This window comes from Klebsiella sp. K-3 (genome assembly GCF_051207495.1).
Lineage (GTDB): Bacteria > Pseudomonadota > Gammaproteobacteria > Enterobacterales > Enterobacteriaceae > Klebsiella > Klebsiella aerogenes.
Genome location: NZ_JBPNXF010000003.1, coordinates 381707 through 398312 on the forward strand (window position 1 = coordinate 381707; position 16606 = coordinate 398312).

At 57.2% G+C, this 16606-nt stretch carries 18 protein-coding genes; 9 read left to right on the forward strand and 9 right to left on the reverse strand.

The window, feature by feature from the left end:
- Positions 1-45 precede the first annotated feature (45 nt).
- On the forward strand, positions 46-600 hold the full coding sequence (idi, locus tag ACSEMK_RS06860) for an isopentenyl-diphosphate Delta-isomerase (RefSeq protein ID WP_087859747.1): 555 nt from the start codon (positions 46-48) through the stop codon (positions 598-600).
- Between the two features lie 106 nt (positions 601-706).
- Here the strand turns inward: idi and lysS are convergent, their stop codons facing one another.
- The 5 genes from lysS to xerD form a co-directional block, all read right to left on the reverse strand.
- Positions 707-2224, reverse strand: a complete 1518-nt coding sequence (gene lysS / locus ACSEMK_RS06865) for a lysine--tRNA ligase (RefSeq protein WP_015369798.1) — start codon at positions 2222-2224, stop codon at positions 707-709.
- 9 nt (positions 2225-2233) lie between these two features.
- A protein-coding gene (gene prfB, locus ACSEMK_RS06870; protein WP_096335406.1) for a peptide chain release factor 2 occupies positions 2234-3332 on the reverse strand; the annotation gives its coding sequence in 2 pieces (ribosomal slippage) (positions 2234-3256 and positions 3258-3332; 1098 coding nt in all).
- Positions 3333-3417: 85 nt separating this feature from the next.
- Complete coding sequence (gene recJ, locus ACSEMK_RS06875) at positions 3418-5151, reverse strand: single-stranded-DNA-specific exonuclease RecJ (RefSeq protein ID WP_087859748.1); 1734 nt, start codon at positions 5149-5151, stop codon at positions 3418-3420.
- Positions 5152-5156: 5 nt separating this feature from the next.
- Positions 5157-5870 carry a bifunctional protein-disulfide isomerase/oxidoreductase DsbC gene (gene dsbC / locus ACSEMK_RS06880; RefSeq protein ID WP_087859749.1) on the reverse strand — a complete coding sequence of 238 codons (714 nt, stop codon included), beginning with the start codon at positions 5868-5870 and terminating at the stop codon, positions 5157-5159.
- A gap of 22 nt (positions 5871-5892) precedes the next feature.
- Positions 5893-6789 carry a site-specific tyrosine recombinase XerD gene (xerD, locus tag ACSEMK_RS06885; protein WP_015703420.1) on the reverse strand — a complete coding sequence of 299 codons (897 nt, stop codon included), beginning with the start codon at positions 6787-6789 and terminating at the stop codon, positions 5893-5895.
- Positions 6790-6889: 100 nt separating this feature from the next.
- Here xerD and fldB point away from each other — a divergent pair, with 100 nt between their 5' ends.
- Entirely contained in the window at positions 6890-7411 is a 522-nt protein-coding gene (fldB, locus tag ACSEMK_RS06890; RefSeq protein WP_015369793.1) for a flavodoxin FldB, read from the forward strand.
- 7 nt (positions 7412-7418) lie between these two features.
- Here fldB and ACSEMK_RS06895 read toward each other — a convergent pair whose 3' ends face one another.
- Positions 7419-7829 (reverse strand): protein YgfX, encoded by a 411-nt coding sequence (locus ACSEMK_RS06895; protein WP_015369792.1) that lies wholly within the window; start codon positions 7827-7829, stop codon positions 7419-7421.
- Entirely contained in the window at positions 7810-8076 is a 267-nt protein-coding gene (gene sdhE, locus ACSEMK_RS06900; RefSeq protein ID WP_015369791.1) for an FAD assembly factor SdhE, read from the reverse strand. The genes ACSEMK_RS06895 and sdhE overlap by 20 nt, the downstream gene beginning before the upstream one ends.
- Positions 8077-8299: 223 nt before the next feature.
- Between sdhE and ygfZ the strand changes: the two genes are divergently transcribed.
- A complete protein-coding gene (gene ygfZ, locus ACSEMK_RS06905; RefSeq protein ID WP_316424749.1) occupies positions 8300-9283 on the forward strand; it encodes a tRNA-modifying protein YgfZ in 984 nt (327 codons plus the stop codon).
- Positions 9284-9381: 98 nt separating this feature from the next.
- Here the strand turns inward: ygfZ and trhA are convergent, their stop codons facing one another.
- Both trhA and yqfB read right to left on the reverse strand, forming a co-directional pair.
- Entirely contained in the window at positions 9382-10041 is a 660-nt protein-coding gene (trhA, locus tag ACSEMK_RS06910) for a PAQR family membrane homeostasis protein TrhA (RefSeq protein ID WP_008806429.1), read from the reverse strand.
- Between the two features lie 164 nt (positions 10042-10205).
- The gene (yqfB, locus tag ACSEMK_RS06915) at positions 10206-10517 is read right to left on the reverse strand and encodes a N(4)-acetylcytidine aminohydrolase (RefSeq protein ID WP_316424748.1); all 312 of its coding nucleotides are present in this window, start codon (positions 10515-10517) and stop codon (positions 10206-10208) included.
- 50 nt (positions 10518-10567) lie between these two features.
- Between yqfB and ACSEMK_RS06920 the strand changes: the two genes are divergently transcribed.
- From ACSEMK_RS06920 to ACSEMK_RS06945, 6 genes are all read left to right on the forward strand, one after another.
- Positions 10568-11296: a MurR/RpiR family transcriptional regulator gene (locus ACSEMK_RS06920; RefSeq protein ID WP_087859751.1), complete on the forward strand. Its 729-nt coding sequence runs from the start codon at positions 10568-10570 to the stop codon at positions 11294-11296.
- A 119-nt stretch (positions 11297-11415) separates the two neighbouring features.
- Positions 11416-12849 carry a 6-phospho-beta-glucosidase BglA gene (gene bglA / locus ACSEMK_RS06925; RefSeq protein ID WP_435336330.1) on the forward strand — a complete coding sequence of 478 codons (1434 nt, stop codon included), beginning with the start codon at positions 11416-11418 and terminating at the stop codon, positions 12847-12849.
- Between the two features lie 124 nt (positions 12850-12973).
- Positions 12974-13333: a copper resistance protein gene (locus ACSEMK_RS06930; RefSeq protein ID WP_430914687.1), complete on the forward strand. Its 360-nt coding sequence runs from the start codon at positions 12974-12976 to the stop codon at positions 13331-13333.
- Positions 13334-13382: 49 nt separating this feature from the next.
- Positions 13383-15392: a protein-disulfide reductase DsbD family protein gene (locus ACSEMK_RS06935; RefSeq protein ID WP_430914688.1), complete on the forward strand. Its 2010-nt coding sequence runs from the start codon at positions 13383-13385 to the stop codon at positions 15390-15392.
- Between the two features lies 1 nt (position 15393).
- Entirely contained in the window at positions 15394-16005 is a 612-nt protein-coding gene (locus ACSEMK_RS06940; RefSeq protein WP_430914689.1) for a DsbA family protein, read from the forward strand.
- Positions 15995-16498, forward strand: a complete 504-nt coding sequence (locus ACSEMK_RS06945) for a protein disulfide oxidoreductase (protein WP_308959108.1) — start codon at positions 15995-15997, stop codon at positions 16496-16498. Before ACSEMK_RS06940 ends, ACSEMK_RS06945 begins: the two co-directional genes overlap by 11 nt.
- Positions 16499-16606 lie beyond the last annotated feature (108 nt).

Sequence of the window (16606 nt, forward strand, 5' to 3'; positions counted from 1 at the left end):
CCCGGCGGGTTTGTGCCGGGTCATTTATTTTTTTCAGGAGTCGTCATGGCCGGGGAACACGTCATTTTGCTGGATGAGCAAGATAAACCCACAGGTATGCTGGAGAAGTATGCCGCCCACACGCTCGATACCCCTTTGCATCTCGCATTTTCCTGCTGGTTGTTCAATGAGCAAGGCCAGTTCCTGGTCACGCGCCGTTCGCTTAGCAAAAAAGCCTGGCCCGGCGTGTGGACTAACTCGGTGTGCGGACATCCGCAACAGGGCGAGACCTTCGAACAGGCCGTCACCCGGCGCTGCCGCTTCGAACTGGGCGTCGAGATCGCTGATATTGCCCCCGTCCATCCGGCCTTCCGCTACCGCGCCGTCGCACCGAATGGCATCGTCGAAAACGAAGTGTGCCCGGTTTTTGCCGCACGCGTGGTCAGCGAGCTGCAACCGAACGATGATGAAGTAATGGGTTATCAGTGGGTTGAGCTGACGGAAATGTTAAGCGCGCTGGCCGCTACCCCGTGGGCCTTTAGCCCGTGGATGGTACTGGAAGCCCAAAACAAAAACGCGCGTCAGGCGTTAATAGACTTTGTCGCACGTTTACGTGCGTAACCGCGAGTGACGAGCATTAAAGACCCAGGCTACGCCAGCGACGAACCTTGACATCAGACATAAAAAAACCCGGCAAGCCGGGTTTTTTACTTTTCGCGAGAAGCGATTATTTCTGCGGACGCATCGCCGGGAACAGAATAACGTCGCGGATGGTGTGGCTGTTAGTGAACAGCATCACCATACGGTCGATACCGATGCCCAGACCGGCGGTCGGCGGCAGGCCGTGTTCCAGCGCGGTGACGTAGTCTTCGTCGTAGAACATCGCTTCGTCGTCACCGGCGGCTTTCGCATCAACCTGATCCTGGAAGCGCTGCGCCTGATCTTCGGCGTCGTTCAGCTCGCTAAAGCCGTTACCGATTTCGCGGCCGCCGATGAAGAATTCAAAGCGGTCGGTGATTTCCGGGTTCACATCGTTACGACGGGCCAGCGGAGAGACTTCTGCCGGGTATTCGGTGATGAAGGTCGGCTGGATCAGATGCGCTTCCGCCACTTCTTCGAAGATCTCGGTCACAATACGGCCCAGACCCCAGCTCTTCTCAACTTTGATGCCGATAGACTCAGCGATCGCTTTCGCGGAATCGAAGTTATCCAGATCCGCCATCTCGGTTTCTGGACGGTATTTCTTGATGGCTTCACGCATGGTCAGTTTTTCGAACGGCTTGCCGAAATCGAAAGTCTGATCGCCGTAAGGCACGGCAGTGTTACCGAGGATGTCCTGCGCCAGGGTGCGGAACAGGGATTCGGTCAGCTCAATCAGATCTTTATAATCCGCATACGCCATATAGAGTTCCATCATGGTGAACTCTGGGTTGTGGCGAACGGAGATCCCTTCGTTACGGAAGTTACGGTTGATTTCGAAAACGCGTTCGAAGCCGCCAACCACCAGACGCTTGAGGTACAGTTCCGGCGCGATACGCAGGTACATGTCCAGATCCAGCGCGTTATGATGGGTGATGAACGGACGCGCGGAAGCACCGCCTGGGATCACCTGCATCATCGGGGTTTCCACTTCCATAAAGCCGCGGCCAACCATGAACTGACGGATGCCAGCCAGGATCTGCGAACGTACTTTGAAAGTGTTACGGGATTCGTCGTTGGAGATCAGATCGAGGTAACGCTGACGGTAGCGCGCTTCCTGGTCCTGCAGGCCGTGGAATTTGTCCGGCAGCGGGCGCAGGGCTTTGGTCAGCAGACGCAGCTCGGTGCAGTGGATGGACAGCTCGCCGGTTTTGGTTTTGAACAGCTTACCGCGGGCGGCGATGATGTCGCCGAGATCCCATTTTTTGAACTGATCGTTGTAGACGCCTTCCGCCAGGTCATCGCGCGCGACGTACAGCTGAATGCGGCCGCCGACATCCTGCAGGGTAACGAAAGACGCTTTACCCATGATACGACGGGTCATCATGCGGCCAGCAACGGCCACTTCGACATTCAGCGCTTCCAGCTCTTCGTTTTCTTTGGCATCGAAGTCAGCGTGCAGTTGGTCAGAGGTATGGTCACGACGGAAATCGTTCGGGAATGCGACGCCCTGCTCACGCAGCGCAGCCAGCTTCTCACGACGGGTTTTCAGTTCATTATTAAGGTCAATTGCCGCGTCAGCGCCCTGTGCTTGTTGTTCAGACATGTTGGTTCCTCATAACCCTGCTTTCAAACTTGCTTCGATAAATTGGTCCAGGCTGCCATCGAGCACCGCCTGAGTGTTGCGGGTTTCCACCCCGGTGCGCAGATCTTTAATACGCGAGTCGTCCAGCACGTAAGAGCGGATCTGGCTGCCCCAGCCGATGTCGGATTTGTTATCTTCCATCACCTGCTTCTCGGCATTTTTCTTCTGCATTTCCAGCTCATAAAGCTTCGCTTTCATCTGCTTCATGGCCTGGTCTTTGTTCTTGTGCTGCGAACGGTCGTTCTGACACTGCGTCACCAACCCGGTCGGGATGTGAGTAATACGCACCGCGGATTCCGTACGGTTAACGTGCTGACCACCGGCGCCGGAGGCGCGGTATACGTCGATACGCAGGTCGGCCGGGTTAATTTCGATATCGATATCGTCATCAACTTCCGGATATACGAACGCCGAGCTAAAGGAGGTATGACGGCGGCCGCCGGAATCGAACGGGCTCTTACGCACCAGGCGGTGAACGCCGGTTTCAGTACGCAGCCAGCCGTAGGCGTAATCGCCAATGATTTTGATGGTCACGGATTTAATGCCCGCGACTTCACCTTCGGATTCTTCGATGATTTCGGTCTTAAAGCCGCGCGCTTCCGCCCAACGCAGGTACATGCGCATCAGCATGCTGGCCCAGTCCTGGGCTTCGGTGCCGCCGGAACCGGCCTGAATATCAAGATAGCAGTCGGCGCTGTCATATTCGCCGGAGAACATGCGGCGGAACTCAAGCTGCGCCAGCTTCTCTTCCAGCCCGTCCAGCTCGGCAACCGCTTCGTTGAAGGTCTCTTCGTCTTCGGCTTCTACCGCCAGCTCCAGCAGTCCGGCGACATCTTCCAGACCCTGGGTCATCTGATCCAGCGTTTCGACGATAGCTTCCAGGGAAGAACGTTCTTTACCCAGCGCCTGTGCGCGCTCAGGTTCGTTCCAGACGTCCGGCTGTTCCAGCTCGGCGTTTACTTCTTCGAGACGCTCTTTCTTCGCATCGTAGTCAAAGATACCCCCTAAGAACGTCGGAGCGCTCCGTGAGGTCCTGAATGCGGTTTTTTACCGGATTTATTTCAAACATGGTCGGTTTCTTTTAATGGATTTGTCAAAATGCGGTGATAAGAGCGGAATTCTACCGGATTCGCGCCCTTATTAATACACTGTTGTCAATTTGGCCAGAGGTGATCGATGATCAGCTGCAGGCTACGGTTGCCGCGGAACTCGTTGATGTCGAGCTTGTAGGCTAACTGTACTTCACGCACGCCGTTATCCGGCCAAATGGAAGTATCGATGTTGAAGGCAATACCGTCCAGCAGCGGCCCGCCGTCAACCGGTTCGACCATCACTTTCAGGTGACGCTCGCCCACCAGCCGCTGCTGCAGCAGGCGGAAACGGCCATCAAACAGCGGTTCCGGGAACATCTGCCCCCATGGCCCGGCATCGCGCAGCATCTGCGCCACTTCCATGCTCATCTCCGCGGCCGCCAGCGGGCCATCGGAAACCACCTCGCCCTGCAATAATGCGGGATCCAGCCACTCGGTCACCAGCTCGCCGAAGCGCTGTTGAAACTCCTCAAAACGCGCCTCTTCCAGCGATAAGCCCGCCGCCATCGCGTGGCCGCCAAACTTCAGGATTAACCCAGGATAAAGCGTATCAAGGCGCTCCAGCGCATCGCGCATGTGCAGCCCCTGAATAGAGCGGCCAGAACCTTTGAGCGTGCCGTCGCCGGTAGGCGCAAAAGCGATAACCGGGCGATGGAAGCGCTCTTTAATCCGTGATGCCAGGATGCCGACCACCCCCTGATGCCATTGCGGATGGTACATCGCCAGCCCGCCGGGCAGGGTCTCGCTACTACGTTCCAGTTTCTGACACAGAGTCAGCGCTTCGGCCTGCATCCCCTGCTCAATCTCTTTACGCGTTTGATTGAGCGCATCGAGCTCGTTGGCCAGCACTCGCGCCTCGCCGATGTTATCGCACAGCAGCAGCGCGACGCCGACGGACATATCATCCAGTCTCCCCGCAGCGTTCAGGCGCGGCCCGAGGGCGAAACCAAGGTCGCTGGCGGCAAGCTTTTGCGGATCGCGGTTGGAAATTTCCAGCAGCGCTTTAATCCCTGGCCGACATTTCCCGGCGCGAATGCGGCTTAACCCCTGCCAGGTCAGGATGCGGTTGTTGGCATCCAGCGGCACGACGTCCGCAACGGTGCCCAGCGCCACTAAATCCAGCAGCTCGGCAAGGTTTGGCGCGGCGATACCGCGGGCCTCGAACCAGCCGTTATCTCGCAGGAAAGTACGCAGCGCCAGCATCAGATAAAACGCCACCCCAACCCCGGCCAGCGATTTTGACGGGAAGTCGCAATCGCGCAGGTTAGGGTTAACGATAGCTTCCGCCGCCGGCAGCGTATCGCCCGGTAGATGGTGATCGGTCACCAGCACCGGGATGCCGAGCGCATGGGCGTGATCGACGCCGGCATGTGATGAAATGCCGTTATCGACGGTCATGATCATCTGCGCGCCGCGCGCGTGCGCCTGATCGACCACTTCCGGGCTTAAGCCGTAGCCGTCTTCAAAACGGTTCGGCACCAGATAGGAGACGTTGCCGTAGCCCAGCGCGCGTAGCGCCAGCACGCTAAGGGCGGTACTGGTGGCGCCATCGGCGTCAAAATCGCCGACCACCACAATATGTAGCCCTTTCTGGAAAGCGTCATGCAGCATCTCAACGGCCTTTTCAACGCCGGTAAGCTGCGTCCATGGCAACATGCCTTTGACGCCGCGTTCCAGCTCCTGCGCGCTGCGCACGCCGCGGCTGGCATACAGCCGCTGCAGCAGCGGCGGCAGGTCGGCGGGAAGGTCGACGCCGTCAACCGCCTCGCGGCGGCGTAGTTGTATCTGTTGTTTCACGCGAATCAGTTACCGCTTGTCTGTTTTTGATGCTCGTCGAGGAAAGCTTTAAGCTCTTTCGGCCCCTGATAACCTGGTAGCACCATACCATTGCTGAGGACCATCGCCGGGGTACCGTTGACGCCCATCTGTACGCCAAGCGTGTAGTGTTTAGCGATATCCACATTGCAGCTCGCCGGCTGTACGCCCTTACCGTTCATGGCGTCATCCAGCGCTTTATTGCGATCTTTCGCACACCAGATCGCTTTCATATCCTGCTCGGCCTGGCTTTGCAGCCCCTGGCGCGGGAAGGCCAGATAGCGCACGGTGATCCCCAGCGCGTTATAGTCGCTCATCTGCTCGTGCAGTTTATGGCAGTAGCCGCAGGTGATGTCGGTAAAGACGGTAATGACATGCTGCTCCTTCGGCGCTTTATAGACAATCATCTCTTTGGCTAAGGCGTTCAGCTTACCGACCAGCAACTGGTTGGTGACGTTAACCGGCTGCGCGCCGCTGACGTCGTACATCGGTCCCTGAATAATGTGTTTGCCATCGTCAGTGACGTACAGCACGCCGCTGTCGGTAAGCACCGTGCTCATCCCGGAAACCGGCGACGGTTGAATATCGGTGCTCTGCACACCCAGTTTCGCCAGCGACTGTTTGATCGCCGCGCTATCGGCATGCGCCGCGCCGGAGAGTGAAGCCGCCAGCAGGGTGAACATCAATAAACCTTTTTTCATACTCAGTCCTTTTATTCAGCACTCACGCCCGCGGGTGATGCTGTTGATGAAGTTGTCGTAAACGTTCGGTCGCCACGTGGGTGTAGATCTGCGTGGTGGAGAGATCGCTGTGTCCTAACAGCATCTGCACCACGCGTAAATCGGCACCGTGATTGAGCAAATGTGTGGCGAACGCATGACGCAAGACGTGCGGGGAGAGCTTCGCGCTGTCGATCCCCGCCAGTACGGCATAGTGTTTAATGCGGTGCCAGAAGGTCTGGCGCGTCATCTGCTGCGCGCGCTGGCTGGGGAAAAGCACGTCCGAAGCCACACCGTTCAGCAGCCACGGGCGGCCGTATTCAAGGTAATTTTCTACCCATGACACCGCCTCTTCGCCCAGCGGCACCAGCCGCTCTTTGTTGCCTTTACCAATGACCCGCAGTACGCCCTGTCGCAGGCTGATATCGCTCATCGTCAGGCCAACCAGTTCGGAGACGCGCAGGCCGGTGGCATACAGCACTTCCAGCATCGCCTTATCGCGCAACTCCAGCGGCTGCTCCACCAGCGGCGCCTGCAGCAGACGCTCAACCTGCGCCTCGCTGAGATCTTTCGGCAGCCGCTGCGGCAGCTTCGGCGAAGCCAGCAGCGCGCTGGGATCGTCCGGGCGGACTTTCTCCCGGTACAAATGCTGGAAGAAGCGGCGCACGGCGCTAAGCAGCCGCGCGGTACTGGTCGCTTTGTAGCCGCCGGTTTGCCGCTCGGCCAGCAGCGCCTGCAGATCGTCGCTGCCGACGCTCGCCAGCGACAGCCCGCGATGATGCAGCCACTCCACTAACATCGTCAAATCGCGACGATAGGCGCTGAGCGTGTTCTCCGCCAGATTACGCTCCAGCCAAAGGGCATCGAGAAACTGTTCAATTTGTGCCAGATCCTGTTTCACATCGGCCTCTTTGTTCGTTATACGCCCTCATTATGCCTTAAGAGGCCGCCTTTCTGGTACACTGGGCGCAATTCACGGCAAGAATTGAGACGTTTACGCGATGAATATAGGTCTTTTTTACGGCTCCAGTACCTGCTACACCGAAATGGCCGCGGAAAAAATCCGCGATATCATCGGCCCCGAGCTGGTGACGCTGCATAATCTGAAAGATGACTCCCCCGCGCTGATGAGCCAGTACGATGTGCTGATCCTCGGCATCCCGACCTGGGATTTCGGCGAAATTCAGGAAGACTGGGAAGCGGTCTGGGAACAGCTCGACGCCTTAGATCTGAATGGCAAAATCGTCGCGCTGTACGGCATGGGCGATCAGCTTGGTTACGGCGAATGGTTCCTTGACGCACTGGGGATGCTGCACGATAAGCTGGCGACCAAAGGCGTGAAGTTTGTCGGCTACTGGCCAACCGAGGGCTATGAGTTCACCAGCCCGAAACCGGTTATCGCCGATGGCCAATTGTTCGTCGGCCTGGCGCTGGATGAAACCAATCAATACGACCTGAGCGATGAGCGCATCCAGAACTGGTGCGAGCAGATCCTCGGCGAAATGGCGGAGCACTTCGCCTGATCCTGAGTTAGTCGTGCGCCGGCTTTTGCAGCACCAGCCGGCGCAAATCCCGCCATTCCCCCGCATCCATGCTATCCGCCGCCACCCACAAATGCTGGCTACGGCCGGTTTCCGCATGCTTCAGGCGCAGCAGCATCCCGCTGCTGATAACCCATGGCGTCCCGACGATATCCCATTCCGTTTTTTGCCACCGTAAACGGGAATCGATCAACAGCTTAATTTCTCCCTGACAGGCGTGGATCCGCCGCTGGCTGCGCACGCAGTCAAACACCACCAGCGATAGCAACAGGAGCCAAATCGGGGTGTAGCTTAACGGCCAGGGCATGAGCAGCACTATCGCCGCCACCACCCCGTGCAGCAGCAGCGAGAACCACTGCGAACGCCAGGAAATACGTAAATCAGATTGCCACAGGACCACGTTCCCGATTCCGAGTCTGGATTAAATTAATCATCCGTTGTAATTGTGCATCTGCCGGCTTACCGTGATTCATCAGCCAGTTAAACAGATCCGGATCATCGTTCTCCAGCAAACGGATGAACAGACGCTTATCGTCATCGCTGAGCGTGTCGTACTCATACTCGAAAAACGGCATGATGGAGATATCGAGTTCGCGCATACCGCGGCGGCATGCCCAGTGGATGCGAGCTTTGTTGTTAATGTCCATGTTGTCCTTCCAGCATCAAGATATAGCTTAGTTTAACCCTTTTTAGGCACTTACTTTACAGTAATATCGCCTTGTGCGAGCAGCATTCCATAAAAGCCCAACATCCGGTTGGCTATTCACCGCATCCGGAGGGCACAAATGGCTTGCCGAAAGCGCTTGCATTGCACCATAGCTCTTTTACCATTAGTCATTCACTCTGCGTTAAGCTATTCAGGATATGACTATGGCTTTTACACCTTTTCCTCCGCGTCAGCCTTCTTCTTCCGCTCGTCTGCCGTTAACGCTGATGACGCTGGATGATTGGGCGCTGGCGACGATTACCGGTCCGGATGGCGAGAAGTATCTGCAGGGGCAGATCACCGCCGATGTCAGCCATTTAAACGCCGATCGGCATCTGCTTGCCGCGCACTGTGATGCCAAAGGCAAAATGTGGAGCAACCTGCGCGTCTTCCACCGCGACGGTGGTTTCGCGTGGATTGAGCGCCGCAGCCTGCGCGAAGCGCAGCTGACCGAACTGAAAAAATATGCCGTCTTCTCCAAAGTCACCATCGCCGCAAACGACGATCTGGTCCTGCTGGGCGTTGCCGGTTTCCAGGCGCGCGCCGCGCTGGCGCCGCTGTTCGCCGCGCTGCCGGATGCCGGTAAACCGGTGGTCACCGAAGGCGTGACCAGCCTGCTGTGGTTTGAACACCCTGCCGAACGCTTCCTGCTGGTGACCGATGCCGACACCGCCAACCGGGTGACGGACGCGCTGCGCGGCGAAGCGCAACTTAACAACAGTCAGCAGTGGCTGGCGCTGAACATCGAGGCCGGTCTGCCGGTTATCGACAGCGTAAACAGCGCGCAGTTCATTCCGCAGGCGACCAACCTGCAGGCGTTGGGCGGTATCAGCTTCAAGAAAGGCTGCTACACCGGCCAGGAAATGGTCGCCCGGGCGAAATTCCGCGGCGCCAATAAACGCGCGTTGTGGACGCTGGCGGGTACCGCCAGCCGGGTGCCGGAAGCCGGGGAAGATCTGGAGCTGAAAATGGGCGACAACTGGCGCCGCACCGGTACGGTGCTGGCAGCCGTACAGTTGGATGACGGAAGCCTGATGGTCCAGGTAGTGATGAATAACGATATGGAACCGGACAGCGTGTTCCGCGTGCGTGACGATGCCGGCAGCCTGAGCATCAAGCCATTGCCGTATTCGCTGGAAGAAGATTAAGGAACAGTTCCCGGCTTGCGGCGCTTGCGCCTCAGCCGGGCTACCAGGCCGCAGAATATTGTAGCCACGGTAAGCGCAGCGCCACCGTGGAAGTTTGATCAGGACTGGCCGACGTAAAGATAAATCGCCAGGAAATGACACACGCTGCCGCCGAGCACGAAACCGTGCCAGATAGCGTGGTTATAAGGAATACGTTTACAGACGTAGAAGATGACCCCCAGCGAGTACACCACCCCGCCAACCGCCAGCAACGTTACGCCGCCCACCGCCAGCTTCACCGCCAGTTGATAGACTACGATAAGCGACAGCCAGCCCATCGTCAGATAGGTCACCAGCGACAAAATTTTAAAGCGGTGCGCGATAGTCAGCTTAAACAGGATCCCCAGTAGCGCCAGGCTCCAGATGACAATCATCAACCCCTTTGCCAGCGGCGAATTCAATCCCACCAGCAAAAATGGCGTGTAGGTTCCGGCAATCAGCAAGTAGATGGCGCAGTGGTCGAATTTCTTCAGCCACTGTTTCGCCCGCTGATGCGGGATAGCGTGATAGAGCGTGGAAGCGAGGAACAGCATAATCATACTGCCGCCGTACAGGCTGTAGCTGGTGATCGCCGTCGCGCTGGCGTTCGTGTCTACCGCCTGCACCAGCAGCAACACAAGGCCGACAATACCGAACACCAGCCCGATCCCGTGACTGATGCTGTTGGCAACTTCCTCTGCCAGAGAATATCCCTGAGTGATTAATGGTTTGCGAACCATATTTTGACTCCGTGAAAACAAGAACGCTTTCATTGCCCACTTAGGTTAACTGAGAATGATTCCAGTGAACACCTGTTAGCTAAAATAAAACGATGTATATTTGTAAACACATTAAAATCATAGTGTTACAACAATATTTCAACTAACAGTTGTGCTGGTTTTATTTAAAGACGTTTGAATTCAATAACATAAAACCGATCTTCCGCAGGATAGATTTCATTGATGACCTGCCGCAGTTGTTCGAGGGTCATATTCTCCTGTTGAGCATGCTGTTCAGTTAGCGTGTCGAGGGTCACCGTCGAGGTCGCGGTAACGGCGATAGTGCAGAAGTAGCCGTCATCTTCATAGCGTCCGACGCGCAGCACGTCACCGGGCTTAAAGTGCGACTCCGCCGCATCGCGAATGGTGATCGTTTTGCGCCCGGCGAGGATGTCGTCCTGAAAACGCTGAAAAAAGGTAATGTCATTAGCCTGCATGATATAATTCCGTCCTGGTCTTTATGAATTGTGAGTTCGCCACTGTGAGTATGTTCTCCCACGCCGCTGTCGCTAGTCTCAATAATCTTGAGATGATGGTCTACCACTACGTCATTAAGAATCGTGACAAAGTGATGTACATGACTATTCGCGAACTGGCCGAGGCCGCCGGGGTCTCCACCACCACCGTGTTGCGCTTCTGCCGCAAACTGCAGTGCGAGGGCTACTCTGAATTTCGCGTACGTTTTAAATTATATCTTGAGCAGAATGAGCCTCAACAGGCAAATATCGGCGCCAGCGAAATAATGAGCTTTTTTAAAAGCGTCAATAATGACGAGTTCGATCAATTGCTCGAACAGGCCGTCGATATTATTCTCTCCTCCGAACGTATTATTTTCGTCGGCGCCGGTACCTCTGGCGCACTGGCGAAATATGGCGCTCGCTTCTTTTCCAACGTCGGGAAATTCAGCAACCATATTGACGATCCTTATTTCCCGGTCACCAATGACATGGCCCGCAACGCGCTGGCGATTGTGCTTTCCGTCTCCGGCGAAACCGAAGAGATTCTTCGCTTTGCCAGCCAGTTCAGTCTGCATCACTGCAAGGTGATGTCGATTACCAGCCATGAGCATTCGCGGCTGGCAAAACTGGCTGATTTCAATCTCTCCTGGCACGTGCCGCAAACGCGCATCGGGGGCGTTTACGATATTACAACGCAGATCCCGGTGATATATATTCTCGAAACCCTGGGGCGTAAATTAGCGCGCAAAATCGGCTAAAAATAACAGCCTGTTTTTCCGATGTAACATATTACCTTTAGCGGAATTTGTTATATCGTGACATTCAATTTCGCTTTGCTAGACTCAATCGCAATAGTTATTCATAGAGATTAGCAAAGATGAAAAAATTGACTCTTCCAAAAGACTTTTTGTGGGGCGGCGCTGTCGCCGCGCATCAGGTTGAAGGCGGCTGGAATAAAGGCGGCAAAGGCCCCAGCATCTGCGACGTTTTAACCGGCGGGGCGCACGGCGTGCCGCGCGAAATCACCCAACAGATCGAGGCAGGTAAATATTACCCTAATCATGAAGCGGTTGATTTTTACGGCCACTACAAAGAAGACATCAAACTGTTCGCCGAGATGGGTTTCAAATGCTTCCGCACCTCTATTGCCTGGACCCGCATCTTCCCGCAGGGCGACGAAACTCAGCCGAATGAAGAAGGGTTGAAATTCTACGATGACATGTTTGATGAACTGCTGAAGTACAACATCGAGCCGGTGATCACCCTTTCCCACTTTGAAATGCCGCTGCATCTGGTCCAGCATTATGGCGGTTGGATCAACCGTAAAGTGGTCGATTTCTTTGTGCGCTTCGCCGAAGTCGTCTTTGAGCGCTATAAGCACAAAGTGAAATACTGGATGACCTTTAACGAGATCAATAACCAGCGTAACTGGCGCGCGCCGCTGTTCGGCTACTGCTGTTCCGGCGTGGTCTATACCGAGCATGAAAACCCGGAAGAGACCATGTACCAGGTGCTGCATCACCAGTTCGTCGCCAGCGCGCTGGCGGTGAAAGCGGCGCGGCGCATCAACCCGGAAATGCAGGTCGGCTGCATGCTGGCAATGGTCGCCCTCTACCCTTACTCCTGCAAACCGGAAGATGTCATGTTTGCCCAGGAGTCGATGCGCGAACGCTATGTCTTTACCGATGTCCAGCTGCGCGGTTACTACCCGAGCTATGTGTTGAATGAATGGGAACGCCGCGGCTTCAACATCAAGATGGAAGACGGCGACGCGCAGATCCTGCGTGAAGGCACCTGCGCCTATCTCGGCTTCAGCTACTACATGACCAACGCGGTGAAAGCCGAAGGCGGCACCGGCGATGCCATTTCCGGCTTCGAAGGTAGCGTGCCGAACCCGCACGTTAAAGCCTCCGACTGGGGCTGGCAGATTGACCCGGTTGGCCTGCGCTACGCCCTGTGCGAACTGTATGAGCGCTACCAGAAGCCGCTGTTTATCGTGGAAAACGGCTTTGGCGCCTACGACAAAGTAGAAGCCGACGGCAGCATCAACGATGACTACCGCATCGATTATCTGCGCGCCCACGTCGAAGAGATGATTAAAGCGGTCACTTATGACGGCGTTGATCTGATGGGATATACCCCATGGGGCTGCATCGACTGCGTCTCCTTCACCACCGGCCAGTACAGCAAACGCTACGGCTTCATCTACGTCAATAAACACGACGACGGCACCGGCGATATGTCCCGCTCGCGCAAGAAGAGCTTTAACTGGTACAAAGAAGTCATCGCCAGCAACGGCGAGAATCTGTAATTAACCGCCCTCTCCCGGCCGGGAGGGGGCAAATCACTTATCCGCCAGACACTTCTTTACAGCTTTACCATTGCTAAAACGCGTTCGCCCGATAAGATAGGCCTCGTGAATATTTGAGGCGACCATGATTAAGCGACAACGCAAAGCCATTCTTCTTGTACTCCTTGCCTGCCTGGTGGTGCTGATCTGTACCGCCCAGAGAATGGCGGGGATGCATGCGTTGGTGATGAACGTCACGGCCGCCAGCCAATCCGCCCAACCTGGCCCAGATAATGCCGAGGCGCCGGTTTCCCCCTGCGAACTCAGCGCCAAGTCGCTGATGGCCGTTCCGCCGGTGCTGTTTGAAGGGGCGCTATTAGCGATCGCTCTGCTGCTGGCGGTGTTGGCGGCCATCCCGCCGCGCATCGAGCGAATCTGGCCTCCCCGCGTCATTTCTCCTCCCCGATTGCGGGTGCATCTACGATTATGCGTCTTCCGTGAGTGATTAATTCTCCTGACAGCTCAGGTTAATTTATTACTTACGGAGAAAATTTATGTTTATGGTATTCAGGCGACTGCTGGTCTGCCTGCTTTGGCTATGGCTGCCCGTCAGTCAGGCCGCCGATAGCGGCTGGCTGCGCGTCGCCGACAATCAACACGCCAGCGTGCGCCTGCGGGCGCAAAGCGAAAGCAATGGCGACACCCGTCTGCTTTTAGACGTAGCGCTGGAAAAGGGCTGGAAAACCTACTGGCGTTCGCCGGGCGAAGGCGGCATCGCGCCGGCTATCACCTGGCGCACGCCGCTGGAGGTGAACTGGCGCTGGCCGACGCCGCAACGCTTCGACGTCGCGGGTATTTCCACTCAGGGGTATCACGGCGACGTTAGCTTCCCGATGACCCTGCGCGGCAAAATACCGCCGACGCTTAGCGGCGTACTGACGCTCTCTACCTGCAGCAATGTCTGTATTCTCACTGACTACCCCTTTTCGCTGGATATGACGGCTCCGGCGGGGGAGCAATTTAATTACGATTTCACCCGCGCGATGGGCACGCTGCCCCTGCGCGACGGTCTCACCTCGGCGCTTAGCGCCAGTTACGTCAGCGGTAAGCTGACGGTAACCGCCCGCCGCGATGCCGGCTGGCAGCAGCCAGCGCTGTTTATTGACAGCATGGAGGATGTCGATTTCGGCAAGCCGAGTTTTACCAGCCGCGGCGATACGTTGACCGCCACCGTACCGGTCACCGATAGCTGGGGTGAAGCGGCGCCGGATCTGAGCGGCAAAACGCTGTCGCTGGTGCTGGCCGATAGCGGTCAGGCGCAGGAAAGCCAAATCGCCATCGCCGCCGGCAGCGCCGCGCCGGGGCTGGCGTTAGGCTGGGTGCTGCTGATGGCGCTGGCCGGCGGGCTAATCCTCAATGTAATGCCGTGCGTGCTGCCGGTGCTGGCGATGAAACTCGGCTCGCTGGTGCAAACCGAACGTCGCGAACGCGGCGCGGTGCGGCGGCAGTTCCTCGCCTCGGTATGCGGGATCGTCGTCTCCTTCCTGGCGCTGGCGCTGATGATGACCGCGCTACGCTTAGGCAATCAGGCGCTCGGCTGGGGGATCCAGTTCCAGAACCCGTGGTTTATCGGCGCGATGGCGCTGGTGATGGTGCTGTTCAGCGCCAGTTTATTAGGGCTGTTCGAAATCCGTCTATCCTCCAGCGCCAGTACCTTCCTCGCCACCCGCGGCGGCAACGGATTAATGGGCCATTTCTGGCAGGGCGCCTTCGCCACCCTGTTGGCGACGCCCTGTACCGCACCGTTCCTCGGTACCGCCGTTTCGGTGGCGCTAGTGGCGCCGCTGCCGCTGTTGTGGGGGATTTTCTTCGCCATGGGGATCGGCATGAGCCTGCCGTGGCTGCTTATCGTCGCCTGGCCGGGTCTGGCGCAACGACTTCCACGTCCAGGCCGCTGGATGAATCATCTGCGGGTGGTGCTGGGGTTGATGATGCTTGGCTCAGCGCTATGGCTGGTCAGCCTGTTGACGATCCACATCGGCCGTACGCCGGTGCTTACCCTGCTGGTGATTCTGGCCATCGTCCTGCTCCTGGCCACCGCCTGGCGCTACCGCTGGCGTACGGCGCTGCGCGCGGGCGCTCTGGCCATCGTGGTAGCGGGCGCCGTCGCCTTTGTCGCACAACAGGACGGCCAGGGCCCGCGTCGCGACCGGGTTAACTGGCAGCCGCTCAGCGAGCAGGCTATCGCTAACGCCCTGGCGGAGCATAAACGGGTATTTATTGATGTCACCGCCGACTGGTGCGTGACCTGTAAAGCCAATAAATACAACGTGCTGCTGCGCGACGACGTCCAGCAGGCGCTATCAGAACCAGACTTGGTCGCCTTACGTGGCGACTGGAGCCGCCCCTCCGCCGACATTAGTCAGTTTTTAACCGCTCGCGGCAGCGCCGCGGTGCCGTTTAACCAGATTTACGGACCGGGATTGCCGCAGGGACAGATTCTGCCTGCGCTGTTAGACCGCGAACAACTTCTCGCCACCCTGTCCGCCGCTAAAGGAAAATAAAATGAGAGCTATCACCGCCTTATTTCTGCTGTGCGTATCGGCCTTCAGCTTCGCCGCCCCGGCGGAAGAACCACAATCGAACGGTAATGACCAGTTAGCCCAGCTGCTGTTTAACGATCCGAATAGCCCGCGCACCGGCGCGAAAGCGCCGAAGCTCACGATCGTCTCGTTTACCGATTACAACTGCCCTTACTGCAAACAGTTTGATCCGATGCTGGAAAAAATCGTCCATGATAATCCGGACATCCAGCTCATCGTTAAGCTGCTGCCGTTTAAAGGGCAGAGTTCGGTGAATGCCGCTAAAGCCGCGCTCTCCACCTGGCGTCAACAGCCCGATAAGTTCTGGGCGCTGCATCAGCGGCTGATGGCGAAAAAAGGCTATCACGATGACGCCAGCATCGCCTCCGCGCAGAAGAAAACCGCCACCGATAGCGTGAATATTGATGACAAGACCATGGATTCGCTGAAAATGAACCTGATTTTGTCGCAGGTGCTGAATATTCAGGGCACCCCGGCGACCATCATCGGCGATCAGATGGTGGCCGGCGCAATCCCTGCTGAAGATCTGGAGGGGCTGGTGAAAGAACAGCTGGCGAAAGCCCGTGGCCAGTAAAATCAGGCGCTGGCTGCGCGAGCTGGCGTTATGGCTGCTGATTGGCGCGGCGGTGAGCCTGGCGGTGGATTATTTTCGCCAGCCCGCGCTACCGCAAAACTTCAGCGCCACATCGCTGCAGACACTCGACGGCAGAACGCTGGATCTGAACGCCATGAGCCAGCAAAAGCCGCTGCTGCTGTACGTCTGGGCGACCTGGTGCGGAGTCTGTCGCTATACCACACCGTCGGTGGCATCGCTTGCCGCCGATGGCGGCAATGTGCTGACGGTAGCCCTGCGTTCCGGCGATAACGCCGCGCTGGAGAAGTGGCTGACCAGGAAGAAAATGGCGCTGCCGACGGTAAATGATCCGAGCGGCCAGCTGGCCCGGCAGTGGGATATCCAGGTGACGCCAACTCTGGTGTTCATTTCTCAAGGCGAGGTGAAGTCGGTTACCACCGGCTGGACCAGCAGTTGGGGAATGCACCTTAGGCTATGGCTGGCCTCCTGGTAGACCGTCGGGTTACCCGGCTCGCGTTGTTGGGTAGCCCGGATAAGGCGTAGCCGCCATCCGGGAAGGTTTCCCCGGCTCGCGCTGCGCTCAGCCAGGCTACGGGTACGT